Source organism: Paenibacillus sp. JNU01, from assembly GCF_059130585.1.
The window spans coordinates 3,096,482-3,111,954 of record NZ_CP169723.1; the positions used below are offsets into that span (position 1 = coordinate 3,096,482).

Annotated in this window: 13 protein-coding genes and 2 pseudogenes; 7 read left to right on the forward strand and 8 right to left on the reverse strand. The window is 37.5% G+C overall.

The features are described from left to right. Positions 1-3: 3 nt before the first annotated feature. Positions 4-807 carry a TnsA endonuclease C-terminal domain-containing protein gene (locus NLBNIHML_RS13425; RefSeq protein ID WP_494354545.1) on the reverse strand — a complete coding sequence of 268 codons (804 nt, stop codon included), beginning with the start codon at positions 805-807 and terminating at the stop codon, positions 4-6. 655 nt (positions 808-1,462) lie between these two features. Here NLBNIHML_RS13425 and NLBNIHML_RS13430 point away from each other — a divergent pair. Further along, complete coding sequence (locus NLBNIHML_RS13430; protein ID WP_494354546.1) at positions 1,463-2,179, forward strand: hypothetical protein; 717 nt, start codon at positions 1,463-1,465, stop codon at positions 2,177-2,179. Between the two features lie 439 nt (positions 2,180-2,618). Then, positions 2,619-3,422 carry a Shedu anti-phage system protein SduA domain-containing protein gene (locus NLBNIHML_RS13435; protein ID WP_494354547.1) on the forward strand — a complete coding sequence of 268 codons (804 nt, stop codon included), beginning with the start codon at positions 2,619-2,621 and terminating at the stop codon, positions 3,420-3,422. A gap of 148 nt (positions 3,423-3,570) precedes the next feature. Here NLBNIHML_RS13435 and NLBNIHML_RS13440 read toward each other — a convergent pair. Further along, positions 3,571-4,621, reverse strand: a pseudogene (locus tag NLBNIHML_RS13440) (IS3 family transposase). Between NLBNIHML_RS13440 and NLBNIHML_RS13445 the strand changes: the two are divergent. From NLBNIHML_RS13445 to NLBNIHML_RS13465, 5 genes and pseudogenes are all read left to right on the forward strand, one after another. Further along, positions 4,602-4,999 (forward strand): annotated as a pseudogene (locus NLBNIHML_RS13445) (IS4 family transposase); the annotation flags it as partial. The pseudogenes NLBNIHML_RS13440 and NLBNIHML_RS13445 overlap by 20 nt on opposite strands. Positions 5,000-5,284: 285 nt before the next feature. Further along, entirely contained in the window at positions 5,285-5,671 is a 387-nt protein-coding gene (locus NLBNIHML_RS13450) for a hypothetical protein (RefSeq protein ID WP_494354548.1), read from the forward strand. A 4-nt stretch (positions 5,672-5,675) separates the two neighbouring features. Continuing rightward, positions 5,676-7,586 carry a nitroreductase family protein gene (locus tag NLBNIHML_RS13455; protein ID WP_494354549.1) on the forward strand — a complete coding sequence of 637 codons (1,911 nt, stop codon included), beginning with the start codon at positions 5,676-5,678 and terminating at the stop codon, positions 7,584-7,586. Continuing rightward, the gene (locus tag NLBNIHML_RS13460; RefSeq protein WP_494354550.1) at positions 7,586-7,798 is read left to right on the forward strand and encodes a hypothetical protein; all 213 of its coding nucleotides are present in this window, start codon (positions 7,586-7,588) and stop codon (positions 7,796-7,798) included. Before NLBNIHML_RS13455 ends, NLBNIHML_RS13460 begins: the two co-directional genes overlap by 1 nt. Continuing rightward, positions 7,791-8,630 carry a hypothetical protein gene (locus NLBNIHML_RS13465; protein ID WP_494354551.1) on the forward strand — a complete coding sequence of 280 codons (840 nt, stop codon included), beginning with the start codon at positions 7,791-7,793 and terminating at the stop codon, positions 8,628-8,630. Before NLBNIHML_RS13460 ends, NLBNIHML_RS13465 begins: the two co-directional genes overlap by 8 nt. 36 nt (positions 8,631-8,666) lie before the next feature. On the opposite strand, the gene NLBNIHML_RS13470 is transcribed toward NLBNIHML_RS13465, so the two are convergent. The 6 genes from NLBNIHML_RS13470 to glmS all read right to left on the reverse strand — a co-directional run bounded on the left by NLBNIHML_RS13470 (position 8,667) and on the right by glmS (position 14,722). Continuing rightward, the gene (locus NLBNIHML_RS13470) at positions 8,667-9,491 is read right to left on the reverse strand and encodes a hypothetical protein (RefSeq protein WP_494354552.1); all 825 of its coding nucleotides are present in this window, start codon (positions 9,489-9,491) and stop codon (positions 8,667-8,669) included. 166 nt (positions 9,492-9,657) lie between these two features. Next, on the reverse strand, positions 9,658-10,623 hold the full coding sequence (locus NLBNIHML_RS13475; RefSeq protein ID WP_494354553.1) for a CBASS cGAMP-activated phospholipase: 966 nt from the start codon (positions 10,621-10,623) through the stop codon (positions 9,658-9,660). 1 nt (position 10,624) lies between these two features. Next, complete coding sequence (locus NLBNIHML_RS13480; protein ID WP_494354554.1) at positions 10,625-11,086, reverse strand: type II CBASS E2 protein; 462 nt, start codon at positions 11,084-11,086, stop codon at positions 10,625-10,627. After that, the gene (locus NLBNIHML_RS13485) at positions 11,083-12,099 is read right to left on the reverse strand and encodes an SMODS domain-containing nucleotidyltransferase (RefSeq protein ID WP_494354555.1); all 1,017 of its coding nucleotides are present in this window, start codon (positions 12,097-12,099) and stop codon (positions 11,083-11,085) included. The genes NLBNIHML_RS13480 and NLBNIHML_RS13485 overlap by 4 nt, the downstream gene beginning before the upstream one ends. Positions 12,100-12,317: 218 nt before the next feature. Continuing rightward, positions 12,318-12,662, reverse strand: a complete 345-nt coding sequence (locus NLBNIHML_RS13490; protein ID WP_494354556.1) for a helix-turn-helix domain-containing protein — start codon at positions 12,660-12,662, stop codon at positions 12,318-12,320. A gap of 227 nt (positions 12,663-12,889) precedes the next feature. After that, positions 12,890-14,722, reverse strand: coding sequence for a glutamine--fructose-6-phosphate transaminase (isomerizing) (gene glmS, locus NLBNIHML_RS13495; protein ID WP_338588635.1), 1,833 nt, complete (start codon positions 14,720-14,722; stop codon positions 12,890-12,892). Positions 14,723-15,473 lie beyond the last annotated feature (751 nt).

Genomic DNA, 15,473 nt, shown 5'->3' on the forward strand with positions numbered 1-15,473 from the left:
CACCTATTTACTTTTTGAACGTTCAATTTGAAGAGGAGTACTCTCTCGTATCGGTTCCATCATTGAAGTTATCCATTGCTTATTAGCTAACATGTGTTTTATCATAAACATCGATGTCCCAGGCTCTACACCCAGTTGATTATCAGAGTTAAGACACTTTTTGCTTATCGACATTGTCCGACTGAGAGATTGAAGTTTATACAGTAGAGGTTCTGCTAACATGTTAACCACTTCAAGATCTATACCCGGCCTACCTTCCAATCGCTTCGCGTCGTATAACCAATCAATGTTTCGTATGAATGAAATAGGCCTCCCAACATCAAAAACAACTTTCCACTCTAAATTCAACTCTTTATAGTACTGGCGCTCAATCTCGAATAGTTCCAAAGTTCTTTTGTTCAGTTTATTAATAGGTTTGATGGTACGTGGATGCTCCTGAAGCTCACCATGTACACTCATCGTAGTAAGCATAAAATCAGTGGACATAACTACATCCTCTCCTTTATCTTGAGGATGTTTGATATTCAGCCTAGCTGCAATTTTCTGAGTAGCTTCAATGGGTGTTAGAGGGTATTGCTCCCTAATATCTACGACTTGATCAGACCAATCCTGAACAAGTAAATACTGATATTCATAATTTGAGAGTGTGTGATGTATCCGATTAGAGTGCCACCCTAAAGTACGGGTAAGCCATCCCTCTGAAGCTACTTTATTGTCATTCGCTTTGATGAAAGGAACATACTGTTCACCTCTACCTTGCCCTCGTCCATCCTTCAATCGATTAACGTGAGTCTTATTAACTGACAATTCTCACACTCTCCTTAAAAAAAGACACATAACTTTGATGTTATGTGTCCCTCTAATGGTGTATATTTTCCTCATCATATCACAGATAAATAGAATTTTTAACTCTTTTTGTAAAAACTTGTCTAATAGGCAAGTTAGATATATTCTCCTCACATCTACAACTTGTTACGATCCTTTCTCTGTCTTTTTCTTCGTGGCATCCTCTTGAGTTGTTGCATTTGTGTAAAGTATGCCTCCATATTCTTTGTATTGATTTCTACATCGTGGATACGACTACAAATAATATCTGGTTTGTTTTGATTAGGTCTTAGAATCAGTTTGTCTTCATGTACATTGTATTTAGAAATAGTTATCATCCAACCCCTAATCATCGCTTTCTCGTACCAGCGTTCCTTCAAGGCTTCTCTACAAGAGTAGTATTGATCTCGGAAACAAATCCCTTGTATTGTGACTAATGCGAACTGTTCCTGGTCCACAACTCTAACATCCATCCTGCATCCTCCCCTATCCTTTATTACTATCTTTATATCCGTATTCGGATAATTTATACAAAGTTATCGCTATATCAATTAAAGTGTTTTATTTCGCTTTCATCCCAACAGTAATTTTTATATTATCTTCCTCCGATATGGTATATAAAGGAGAGTTGATAGAGATGTATAGACACTCAGTTCAAGATCAAAAATTAAAAAAAGAATTGTACAAGATTTGCTTCGAAGATGTTACATTGCAAAATAAGCTACTCAATAAGCGTGCAAAATGGTTTGAAGGTATTTTTCTACTCTCACTAGCCAGTAGTATTATTTTACTCATGGTTTCTGGAGTGTTAATGGCTTTTTGGAACGCGGATCTAAGCCCTATGTACGGAATAACTATGGTTTCTTTATTGGTTATTTCTCTTTGTTGTATGTTAGCTACAATTTCGTCTTCTCGTATACATATCAAATCAAAGTACAAGGATTTAGCTTTTATGATTGGTAAAAATAAATTTAAACTGGATCGAGAGGTACTCTTCTCTATTCGATGTGATCAAGTTTACTATTATCTAAAAAACAATGATTACGATTATAATGCACTAGATGATCTCATTGCTTATTATTCCATTGAAGGGGAAACAATTAAAAAAAATGGATGGGTTCCTTTTGCTATTTTTACAGCTTTCATCTTTCCCTTCTGGAATGAGACAGTAAGCAAGAACTTGAATTGGGGGGAAATGGATCAAATCGTTTCTTTAATTTTATTCGCTCTTCTTCTTCCTCTTGGTGTCTGGGTGTGGAGACAGAATATTGAAATGTTCATTTTCTCTAAGTCCAATAATTATCTCGAACTTGCTAGGATTTTACGTACAGTTAAATCGTTCCCTAAGTTTTAAAAGAAGAGTTTTCTAAATGATGACCCACCTCAAAGGTGAAAGACAAATATACAATATAAAACTGCCAGAGGAGGTTGTCATTAAATCATAAGTTTTCCGCTTATTTGACTACAAGAGGCTTGAACATATAAATCTACAAATGACTCGAGTAATAATTGAGTAGTTGGAGGAGCTAGGATATCATCTTCTTATGCATTCGTTCGAAAAAGATCCGCTTATGACACTTCTAATCACATAACTCTGAAATAACTTTTATTCCTTTCGCTTCCCAGTAGAAATTTGAATATAATCGTTTGTTTTTTGGTCGATCAACACTCTTTCTTAAGATGTAGATACTTCTCCATGACAAGACTATTATTAGTTGCCGTTTAAATGTGATAATTAAAGTCACTATGTTAAATTAAAATATAGTAAATAAAATTGAAAAAGAGGGACATACATGGGCATATATGAAAGAAACTACAACTTTCTCACCACCGAAGAAAAGGAACTGTGGGAAGAAAAAAAGGAAGCAGAGAAGGTTGGGAAATTAGGGGATATAGAAATACGCAAAAGTCTATTCAGAGAATATCCAAAAGCAGCAAGGCATTTCATGAGTCTCTTTCCAAATAACTATCTAGATATTGAAGAATTGAAAAATGATTTAAAGCTTAATAATTTATGCGAAAAGTACGCCCAGATTTTAGATAGTCCTGGAACACCTGAACGAACCATCTTAAACTGGATTCGAGAAAACAAAGCGTACTTTATAATTGCCTCCATTTTGCAAAATTATAACTTCGGCCATCACGATGCGTTCATTTTTCCCGAATTCAAGTTAGGTACTACTATTCAGGTTGATTTCTTGATAATCGGAAAAAATTCAGGTGGATATGAATTTATTTTTGTTGAGTTAGAAGCAAGATATGGGAAGATAACTCTAGCGGACGGAGATTTAGGCGAATCATTTAGGAAAGGGATTAGACAGGTGAAAGACTGGGCTGATTGGTTAGAAACTTATTATTCATCGTTCCAAGAAGCTATTTTAAAGTATAAAAATCCAGAACTACCATTGCCCTTAGAGTTTATAGCACCAGATAGAACAAGGTTACATTACGTCGTTGTTGCAGGACGTCGGGCAGATTTTAATGATAAAACTTATCGTATTAAACGTCGTACAAAAACAGAGCAAAAGATCGAACTATTGCATTACGATAATCTTTTTGATTCTGCTAAGGCAGTTATTGGAAAATCAACTTATTAACTCAACTTTCGCAGCTGAATTATCAGCCTAAACCCTTGTGCGCGTAAGAATAATTCAATATCGCTAATACTATTTACATAAAATACCTCGTTTGTTTGGTAGGGACTGAACCCCTTTTGTGATACAGGGGTCAAAACACCTTGCAAGTTTAAGCAGCAAGTCTTCGGAAATTTATCTGAGACTGGTTATTTAGCTTCACTTGAATACGAATTAAGTTATAGTAGGTGAAGTAGTCTTGAACGGTCTAAAGGGCGATGGCCGTCTTTGTACACTTGAGATCTTCAAGATAGAGCGTTTCTGACTTTAGTGTGGAATGAAACGACTCAATGGGGGCATTGTCAGCGGGCGTTCCTTTACGGGACATGCTCATGGTAATGCCTTTTCCTTTTACTACAGTCTGGTAAACTTGAGAAGTATACACGCTACCTTGAGCGCTGTGGAACAGCATATTTATCCGCTATACTGTAAGCGATAATCTCTCCGTTGTACAGATCCAAAATGCTTGAAAGGTATAACATTTTATTACCGAATGACAAATAAGTAATGTCGCTCACCTGTTTTTGGAAAGGAGCTTCTGAATAAAATTTTCGCTTTAGCAAATGTTCCGCAGGTTTGCAGGTTGCCCCGTGTTCTTTCGTTTTTTCATCCTCATTCGGCACTGAAAGCCCTCGTAATGAATAATCAGCTGTATTCGTTTATGATTTATTGGACCTTCAATCCGGAGCAAGGTAGTGATTTTTCAATATCCATATCGGAACTTGTGATGAGTACAAAGCTGAATTACTTTCTCCACCATCGGATCTGGACGCTTGCTCTCCCAGACTGCCTTCCAGCGTTAGTAGGTCGCTCAAGCAATTCAAGCCATGCACAGGCCTCAGATATGGTTACTTCTTTTCAAATGGACTCGACCCAAGCGATAATCACTTATGCCTCCACCTCTTTTCCAGTTTCTTGTACTTTTTTAGCAGATCCAGTTGTTGTTTCAAAAATCGGTTTTCTGCTTTTATTTTTTCGAGTTCTGTAGTGTGTTCTGAACCTCTTCCGTAGCTATATTGCTTACCATCCGGTTGCTCTAAGCGGTGCAATTCTCCATTTCGATACCATCTCATCCACGTTTCTAATTGTGTCTTATTTCGTATTCCGAGCTTATCCATAACCACTTTCACGGGTACCACTGCCAATCGTGAATGGCTTACCATTTTAAGTAACAGACGTCACGCTGGATGCGGCTGAAATTGTACGAATCTACGGCATGCGTTGGAGTATTGAGACCTTTCTAAAGTTACAAAGAGCTATTTGAAACTGTGAACCGAATTTCAAGGACGCTCGTTTGACCAACTGATTTGCCACACGATGGTTGTATTCGGCCGCTATTTGGCGATGGCATATGAACGACGTGCAACCAGTAATGAACGGACACTGGGAGGACTCTTTTTTCTCTTTGCCGATGAGGTTCGTGATCTGGACTTCCAAACGGCGCTTCGGCACTGATGAGTTTTTTTTCGACATATCTCAAGCGAAAACGAAGAAAAGCAAGAAGAAAGTAAAACATCTTTTTTTGTAAACTGCAGGAATAGATCTCTGGTTTACCAGTTATATCAAGGGTTTATTTGGAGATTTGAGCTACGAAAGTCGAGTAATGTTTAAATAGATTACTGATCGGACGAGATGTGACTTCCAAATTTAACGACTCCCTAGGTGACTCTTAAATATATCATGGCAGCGTATCTAAAAGCGGTATAAGTAGACGAAGAGGAACCGACCTAGGGGGAATATAGAGCTCCGCTTTTTCAATCCACTGAATAAAGTTCGTTATAGTGGATAATCTAATAATAAAATTTTACTTTGGAGGTAAATTAACCATGACACGAAGTGTACTGATTCAAGACAATGATAATAACTGTGCATACTTAATAAAATCTAATGAAAAAGACCAGTATGTATACGATAATAACACTGTTATATTTTTTATGGGACCATTCGAAAATGAAGATAATGGTGGTAGTAGTGTAAACAAAAAAAATGATCTTTCCGTAATAATTCAGGATTTAGACGATGGAAAAGTGTATGCCTTTTCTAATGAGATATTACAAAAATATCGTATTGATCTTCCTCGAAATTGGGATGAACTTCCCCTAGATACGGTTGCATTTGTTTTACCTTCTTCCGATGGTATTGAAGAACTTCCTACTCAACGTAGAGCACTATTGCAAAGTAACACACCAAGATGTCCTACTGCGGATTGCTAAAATTATGGACATTAATTATCGAACCTCACCTGATGTAATTCTATTGCAAAGTCAATTCATGGAGCCTAAGACTATCTCTAGAACTCCTTGGACTCTATTTCATTGCAAAACCAAAACATCCTTTCTTGTACACAACGAGAGTATTATTGAAACTTTGACTTATGCATCAAGTGCAACAAATTTAAAAACATTAAAATCATATACTAAAACAGATAATACTCTACAAAAACTAATTGATAAGGGGATACTTATTCAAAGTGAACAAGACAAAAAGTATCATTATCAAAACATAACTGAACATTATCATAGTGCCGTTTTCGATTATCCATTCCTCGACTACAACACGCCTACTTGGATGGAGGATGATCGTAAATTGATGTCAGAGTATCTAAATCATCAACAACCTCCTTCTATTTATAAAGACCATGAAGGAAAAAGTATTGAACTACCCGAACCGAACATTAAGGATTTTGATTTATTAGGCGATATTACTCTAGAAAGTCTTTCTAATATATTATATGTAACACTTGGAAAGCTAAAGGAAAAAGACACTTACACAGGAAAGTTACTTAAAAAGACTAGTCCCTCTGGTGGAGGGCGTCACCCTGTAGAAGGTGTCCTAATTTTGAAAAAAACTCTCTCGGGTATCTCACCAGGCGTTTACGCTTATGGTGTGAAAAACCATGTCTTAATTAGATTAAATGTTAATTTTAATCTATCGATAGTACCGGAAAACGTTTTGTTTGGTCTCGTCCTTGCTATTGAACCTGAAAGGGCAATGTGGAGATATCGAGATATCCGAGCATTTAGACCAGTATTAATGGATGTAGGGCATATGGTAGAAACTTTTCACTTGGTTGTAAATTCTTTAAATATGAAAACAGAATCAATGTCGATTTCCTACGCTAATTTTATAGGAAAACAAATCGGTTTAAATTGGCTGAAGGAACCCGCTTTAAGCTTAATATTTGTAACAAAAAAAGAATCTTCCTCACATAAAAATGAATATAGAATAGATGATTCGAGAGATAAATATCTACATGAAAGCAGATATGTACTAAATCCATTCTTATGGCTAAGCTTTTATGACCGCTCTATAATATGCAACGTGTCATATCCTAAAGTTAAAAGTATACCAATATCTCCTAAAGATATTAAGCTACTAACCCAATTCATTGAACCTAGAGAAATTCATGAAATGAAAGAAGATCAAAAATTTATAGAAATTCTCAAGGAAGACGGCATTGTTGTACCAGCAGATAAAATTGTTCATAAAAAGAAAGACGTACAACTGTGGAGTGATTATGGATGGTATTTATCTTTACTAAACCATTCGTATACTATCCACTCATACAACGAAAGTATATTTGCATATCAAAGTGACGTAGTACAATTAGATAATTTAGTGGGTTCTTTATTATCAAGGGAAACCACTAGAAAATTTGTGGATATCTCAATCTCCGAAGATTCGTTTAGATATATCTCTAAGTCAGCATTTACAAATTTGCCGAATCTAAAAGCAACTGTGTTCGTGTTTATATTCAATGTGGACGGAATACAACCTGGTTTGTATCGCATGAACATGGAAAAAGGCGAATTTAAGCTAACTTTGATTGTTACAAATATATCAAGGAATGAATTACAAACTTTAACAATTGGACAAAAGCCCGCTTCCGAAGGAAATTTCACCATTGTAATCGTAAATCAAATGGACATACAGTCGTCAATGTATGAAGATCAATTAATTGAATTAGGAAGATTAGGTCAGCGCATTTGCCTTTCCGCCACAGATATTGGTCTTGGAATCTTTTTAACTCCTGCTGTATGTGATCAGACCATGTTTTCGAGATTGAAACTACAACCAGAAGTACCGTATGCTTCATATCTTTTTTCAATAGGAGTTCGAGGTGAATAATGTTGAATGATTTATTGTTAATTAAAGGCTGGTGGTACAGTGATTTAGATAAAGGTGAATCCGTTTTAGTAACAAGTCAACCGGAAAACTACTACGTTATCCTAAAAAAAGAAATGTTTTATAGACTCGAAAAGATAACCTCAAAAAGTAATTTAACACTAAAAGAATCTGTACGCCATTTAAGAAATAGAGGTGAAACCTTAAGTGAATAGTTATATAAGTTTTTTCACAATATTTGGTGTACACATCCAAGTCAGATGCAAGTATAAAAATTGCTTAGAACAAATTAAGGAGCATCTTCATAGCTATATTGATTTTGAGAATAATGGGCCAGAAATAATTTTAGATATTGATCTTGAAGAGATAGGGAAATATTTATTCCGATCAAGACCATCTAGTGAAAAAGGACCATTATTTGGTGTGAAATATCAAACTTTGCAGCAAAAAGAATTTACTGAATGGACTAGTTATAAGCCTCCTCTTCCCCCATTTGACCTTTATCCATTAAAAGATCGATTTATTGGAATTCATGCTGCATCTATTTCCAATAATAATCATAGTGCCTATTTAATTATAGGTGAATCAGGAAGTGGAAAGAGTACACTCTCCCTAAATATAGCTAAGAAACATGGATTTTCACTAATGACTGATGAATTAGCTGTTATCCATAGACGTAGTAAAGTTGTCGAGCCATTCCCTAGGCCTGTTGGATATTGGACTAACATGGATGGTAAGTTATCTAAACATAATAGACCTGCACATGAAGTGTGCTCAAATATTGAAAAAGAACCGTTACCAATCAAAAAAATTCTTTTACTTAAACCGGAGCGAAATTTACTTGAACCAATACTTTACGTTCCATCTCAAAATGAGAGTCTTAAATTCATTCTTAAACAGCATACCGACCTAGGTTCCTCTTTTGATGAAGGTATTCGAACAATAAATACATTAGTGCATCAGCTTCCTACAATGGTTCTTTCATATAATGGATATGCAGAATTAATGGATATGGCACCATATTGTGTAGATTTCTTTTTGAAATAGTCTGTTCAAATGAGACATTCCTATTGTAAGTCGACATTACATTTTTGATTCTCGACTCAACTTAGAATATAAAAATTGTTTCTGATGTATTTGAGCAGCTGACCTTCGATCCTTGGTAAGTTCCATTAAGCTATATGTGCTTCTTACATCTGATATTTTCTGTAGCTGTTGAATCTTAGGCAGAGAAAAAAATCCTCTTGCCGCGTACTCTTTTACTTTAGACATATCCACACGACCGCGACTAATAAGAGTGTCATTTCCGAGATATTTTTGAACGTGTAAAGAGCTTATCTCCGGATCGGACTGAATCAAAGAAATACTCCCGACTGGTAAGATCTCTTTTCGTTTTTCTTGTTCCAATAGTCCTTGTAGAGCTCGTTTGCGAATGATCACCCACGAGCCGAATAAATGGGTATAAATCCATTTATTTGATTTCCATTCAATCAACTGTGAGTGGATCGATTGGTTCCTCAATTTTGATTTGTATACATCATAATCAAATCCAGACTCATTCTTGATTCTTTTTGGGGAGAATCTTATATATGGTTCTTTCGGTTTACAAAGACTAGAAACGAGCAACTGTTCTTGTGGTAGCAGATCCCTCCATTTAATGTTCATAACCTGACCTAATACACCATGATTGTCGAAGCATTCCATTAATTCCTTATTGCACTTATCATATACATTCATCGAAATAAATGTACCCACAATACCTAGTTCAGTCCACTCCATTCGCCTTAAGCCCCGTTTGTTTTGATCTTCTCCTACAGATACTCGAAGTAAATCCATACATTTTTTTAGCTTTACCATTTTACTGTACTGTAAGTTCTCTACAAATTCCTCCAAAGCTTTGAAATGCACCCCCACCACTCCTTTTTATCAAGTTAGAATCATGTATTAACTATTTTCACCTTTTTAAACACATAAAAAAGAACAATCTCAATGTGATTGCTCTTAGTAGGGCGTATATCCAATTCATAATTATCTATTTCAATACCTGATCGAACTGAGTACTGCATCCAAAATATTACCCAACTGATTTATTGGCGCTCTGTAAGAACAATGCGTTTACTTTCATATAAGAACTTATAAATTGAACATCAGCCTCATGTTGTAATTCATTTAGCTTAGATAACCTAGTTTCAGATAACCTCATCGGTTGCTTCAACTGAAAATCAACACGATGTATATTCTCATTTAATAAATGGCCCGCAGTATATGCTGCACTAGTCGTTTGCAGTTGCATGGTAAGATCCACAATTCGATCACGATACCTAATAAGTGAACTCTTCTCGGCTATCTTGTTATTCACGCTATAGATATGAGACCCTGTCCCCAATGATAGCATCCTTATCGTATTCACATCATAACCAAGAACAAAAGCTTCAGCTATACCAACTAAAGCCGGATTATTAGCCCATAGTCCTCCATCAATTTTACAATCATTGCCGTCGATCGAAACAGCAGGAAAATATGTTGGAGCAGCTGAGGTTGCTAAAGCAACATCTGACATCAGATATTGGGCGTCATTAAACAGGTGTTGACAGTGTGGAGTTTTGAATACTTTGGGCGAGGCCCTACTATGCTCAACGGACGGAATACATAGCATGGTTTGAGCATCAATCATCTTGTTATCTTTAAATACCTCTGCCAGTTTTTCACGTAGCCCAGTATTCTTATATTGGTTAGTCAATATACCTCTCATACTAAACATTCTTTTCTTGAAAATGTTTTGCGCATTAGATACATAAAATGTGACTAACTCATCTGCTGGTATCCCAATAGAGAGCCCTAATGCCAATATTCCCCCGGTCGATGTTCCTACGATCATGTCAAAGTATTGATTGACGGGCATGCCTGTCTCTTTCTCAAATTTCGCTAGATATCTTGCAGGGAATATTCCTCTAATGCCACCCCCATCAAGAGATAATATGCGTAAGTTTTTCCCGTCACGTGGTATCCAACCATTACTCTTAATTTGCTCCCAGTTCACATCACAGCCCCCTACCGATTTTTCTTAAAATCTTTTCCCCTTTGGATGAATGAATGCTATGGGGAGCCTCAGGTCCCCACCAAACCCCTGTCTCTAACCAGATTTCATAGTAATATAGCCACTCACAGGTCCAAGGAATAATCGTCTTTGCAATTAGTTTATCCTTTTTATAACTCTTATCTGGTGGATAATACAGACACAAAGAATTATCATCGTATGTATGCGGGCTATTTTTTATTATTTGCGGATGTGTAATAAACACTTGAGGGTATTCAGATTTATAAACAATTTTGACTGAATAGGTTTCCTGCATATGCGTGGATATTAATCTGCCACTCCACTGTTTGGCGTCATCTTGATATTCGAACTGAGGAAAGTACTTTTTTATCCAGAAGTTTTGCAAAGCTAAGTTTAATGAGTGTACGCGTCTAGGTGGAATTCTCTTTTTTCGTTTCTTTATCATTTTTTGTTCACCCCAAAGAAACGATGCTTCGGTGAGTTAATCCCCTCTTCAGTGTTTAATAGGCCACTTGTGTTTACTAAAACAGCTCCCGCATTAATTCTAGTTGATATTGCAGATGCTTCATTGAGCTCTGTCGGGAATTTATCAAAGATAGCTTGCCACTTTTTAATACTCTCAGCTTTGTTACTCTCATCATAGGCATCCTGAACGTCATCTTTTAGAGTGGAAAGCTTTTTCTTAAATTTTTCAAGTTTTTCCTTATCCCAATCCCTTGCCAAATTTTCTTCGGTTAACGAAGGATTTTCAATAAAAACAGTATTATCAAGTTGAATATAAGAATCAAGATCAATAAGTATTTGCTTTATGGTCTCTAACAAGCTTTCGGCTACAGAATTCTTCCCAACCATACTATTTCCGATCAAAGTCGTTAATAATATCGATTTTGGAGCTGTTTGTTTACCTACCTTATGATCTCTCCAATATCTGAGTAATTTTGTAATTTTCCTAAATTGTTCATTATGATCATAGTGAACATCTCTACACCATTCTTGAAACCCTTTGGGATTAGTCTTCTTCCACTCGCCCTCTTTTTTACTAGGTATTACAATATGGTCGTTATCTGACGTCTTAGCTAAGACGATGTCCATATGAAAATCACCAGCATAATTTATACGAACACAACGATCTCTTGCTTTGATTTTATCTTTGTAACTCTCATTTGTTTTCATACGTTTAACAAGCCAATCTAATGCGTCTTTAGGAGTTATATCATCGGCTAAATCAAGCTTTAGGACAACATCAACATCAAACTCTTCTCCCTGCTTCTGAGGTCTAATTGAAGTTTCAGTAGCATAAGAACCTTGAAGAAAAAAATCAAGATACTTCTCCTTAATCTCATCATCATTCTCTAGAATACTATTCCAAGTTTCATACGCACTATCGATTCTGTCTACTCGAGTAGGATTTAATGAGATATCCCCAAGTAGTTGCTTGAAATGATCAGAAAGTTTCATAATTCCCCTCCTAAGATTCGTTTTACACACTAATTATAGTGTTTATAACACATTATAACACAATATATTGTGTTTGTACTGATGAGGAAGTGAATTTTACCCTTTCAATAAGTAACTTATTGAGGCCTGACAATAAAAAAGGATAGTGTCTGATTATTTCTCTCAGCACTACCCTCTTACTATATTATTTTATTTGAAATGTAACGCCTTAATAATCATTACTTTAAATGATATCGATGTATTTTCAGCTTAATAAAGTCTCTAATTTCATCCTGGTCACTTGGTTTTAAATTCCTATATTCTGAAATAAGTCTGACTTCACCATCTCCAAGGCCTTTACTGACAGATATATCACTGACTTGGTCAAGTCCATAAACTAACCAATAGAGATCTGTTTTAAATTGATCGTGAAGTGCCATAACAATGTCTAATGAAGGTTTATATTTATCTTGTTCCAACTCACTCAGTGTCCCCTGAGATACTTTAATGATACTAGCGAACTCAGTCTGATTTAACTTATGTAGCTTACGGATGCTTCTAATTCGTTCTCCAATAGTGGACAAATCAACACCCTCCTTAAATTAAAGAACAGTCCTGATGACATTTAATCATCAGGACTGTTTAATATTACTCTATAAGTTATTAGCTTTTATTAATCTTGATCGTCGTTTTCACTTACCAACTATAATGTCCATTTACCAACTATAATGGAAATTGTCAAACTATAATGTCAATTTACCAACTATAATGTAACTGAACAACTTGTTAAAAAATAAATTCAGAATCAACCTTACTCAACCGTTACGCTTTTCGCCAGGTTACGTGGTTTATCCACATCATGACCCAGTGCCAGGGAAGCATAGTATGCCAGCAATTGCAGCGCAACTACAGACAGAGCCGGGCTCAAGAGTGGCAACGTCTTAGGAATGGCAAACGCTTGGTCTACGGATTTCAGCAATGGTGCTACGTGCTCTTCGTACGTAATTGCCAGTACATCCGCGCCACGTGCTTTCACTTCTTTGATGTTACTCACTGTTTTCTCAAGTACGTTCTCCTGCGTTGCCAGGGCAATAACAGGAATACCGTCTTCGATCAGTGCAAGCGTACCGTGTTTCAACTCACCCGCAGCATAAGCCTCGGAGTGAATATAAGAGATCTCTTTCAGTTTCAACGATCCTTCTTGAGCTACTGCATAGTCAAGACCACGGCCGATGAAGAAGAGATGTTCATGTTTGGAGATTTGCTCTGCATATCCTTTGATTGCATCGGCTTGCTCCAACATGGATTCCACTTGCTCAGGCAATGCTTGCATCGCTGCCAGCGTGTGTGCAATCTCTTCAGCAGATTGTGTACCACGAACTTGTGCAAGGTACAGACCAAGCAAGTTGAACGCGATCAACTGTGAAGTATACGCTTTGGTAGAAGCTACAGCAATTTCAGGACCTGCCAATGTTGCGATAACATCATCTGCATCACGTGCAATGGAGCTGCCCACGACGTTTGTGATTGCAAGTACATGTGCACCATTCGATTGTGCTTCACGCAATGCAGCAAGCGTATCGGCAGTTTCACCAGATTGGCTCACTACGATGACGAGTGTATCTTTGTGCACGATTGGGGAACGGTAACGGTACTCGGAAGCCACATCTGTTTCAACCGGAATACGCACCAATTGCTCAATCACTGTACGTCCAACCAGACCTGCATGGTACGCTGTACCACATGCAATGATTTGAACGTTACGGATATTTTTAATTTGTTCTTCAGTCATTTTCAACTCAGGAAGTTGAACTTTTTTGCCTTCATTATCGATGCGACCCAGCATAGTATCACGATATGCTTTTGGTTGCTCATGAATTTCTTTCAGCATGAAGTGCTCGAATCCGCCTTTTTCTGCGGTTACAGCATCCCAATCGACACGAATCATTTCCCGAGAAATAAAGTTGCCTTCAATCGTCATCAATTCGACAGCATCATGTGTCAATACAGCCATTTCACCATCATTAAGAATGTACACGTTACGTGTATGTTCCAGAATTGCCGGGATGTCGGAACCAATGAAGTTCTCGCCTTCACCAATACCGATAATCAATGGACTTGCTTGACGCACAGCTACGAGTTTCTCAGGCTCATGCTCAGTCAACACACCCAGTGCAAATGCGCCACGCAACAACGTGATCACTTTTTGTACTGTTTTAACGATATCACCATTGTATTCACGTGCGATCAGGTGAGAGATAACCTCAGTATCTGTCTCGGAAGTGAACGTATGACCTTGAGCCATCAATTCGTCCTTCAGATCCAGGTAGTTCTCAATAATACCGTTATGCACAACAGAGAACTTCTGACTTCCATCTGTGTGTGGATGAGAGTTTTCATCCGATGGTTTACCATGAGTAGCCCAACGTGTGTGTCCGATTCCGGCATTACCTACCAGTGGTGCACCATCCAGCTTGGCTTCAAGGTTCGCAAGGCGACCCAGAGCTTTCGTGATTTGCAGACCTTCTGGTGTGAATACCGCAATACCTGCAGAATCATAACCACGATACTCGAGTTTCTTCAATCCTTCGACCAATACCGATTGAGTGTTCTTATTACCAATATATCCAACAATACCGCACATAGTTTATTTCCTCCGTTTGTATATGAATACTGTGTCACGAAGAGAAACAGGCAGAGGCGGCATATCGGAAAAATGAGTGATTGCCTAGCGTTTCATGAATACTTGGTACTTATTCAATTATCAATGATCAGAGCGACCTCGTGTCGCCCCGCTGTCATCATAAGCTGTTATGAATGCAATCATGAATGTACATCATTTTCCCGTCCGCGTACTGTTTACGCTCTTCACGCACATTCATTTGAATTTTAGTATGACTCTTGCACCTGCACCGGCGCGTTGTGTGGACAGTCACCTATCCATTTTCCGCAATCCGGTTTACGGCTCTGGTGCTTCACCGGGAGGTCCCCGCCGAACAATCCGAACACCTCCACCTCGTCAGCTTGATTGCCGTTGATCTTAATCAGCCGTTCTTCAACCTAGAAGAAATCCTGATCAACATCATCCCGCGCAACTCCAAGCTCTGGCGCTTGTGTAACTGTAACCTTACGTTCCTCACTTTCTGTGTCTGAATGACGACTCCACTCATTATATGCACGTCAGGTCCATTTTGCAATGGAGCAAAGTACCTGTGACAATTTCAGCATATTTACCCACAATCCCGACCGGATAATCGGACCTATGGTCTCATCAGGCCGGGACGCAGGAATATTAATGAATAGAGGAAATTCAAAAAGTCCGCTTTTGATTACGAATCATGCCTAATGGCATTATCAGCATCGAATATGAAATTCAGCCGAAATAAGCAGGAGGC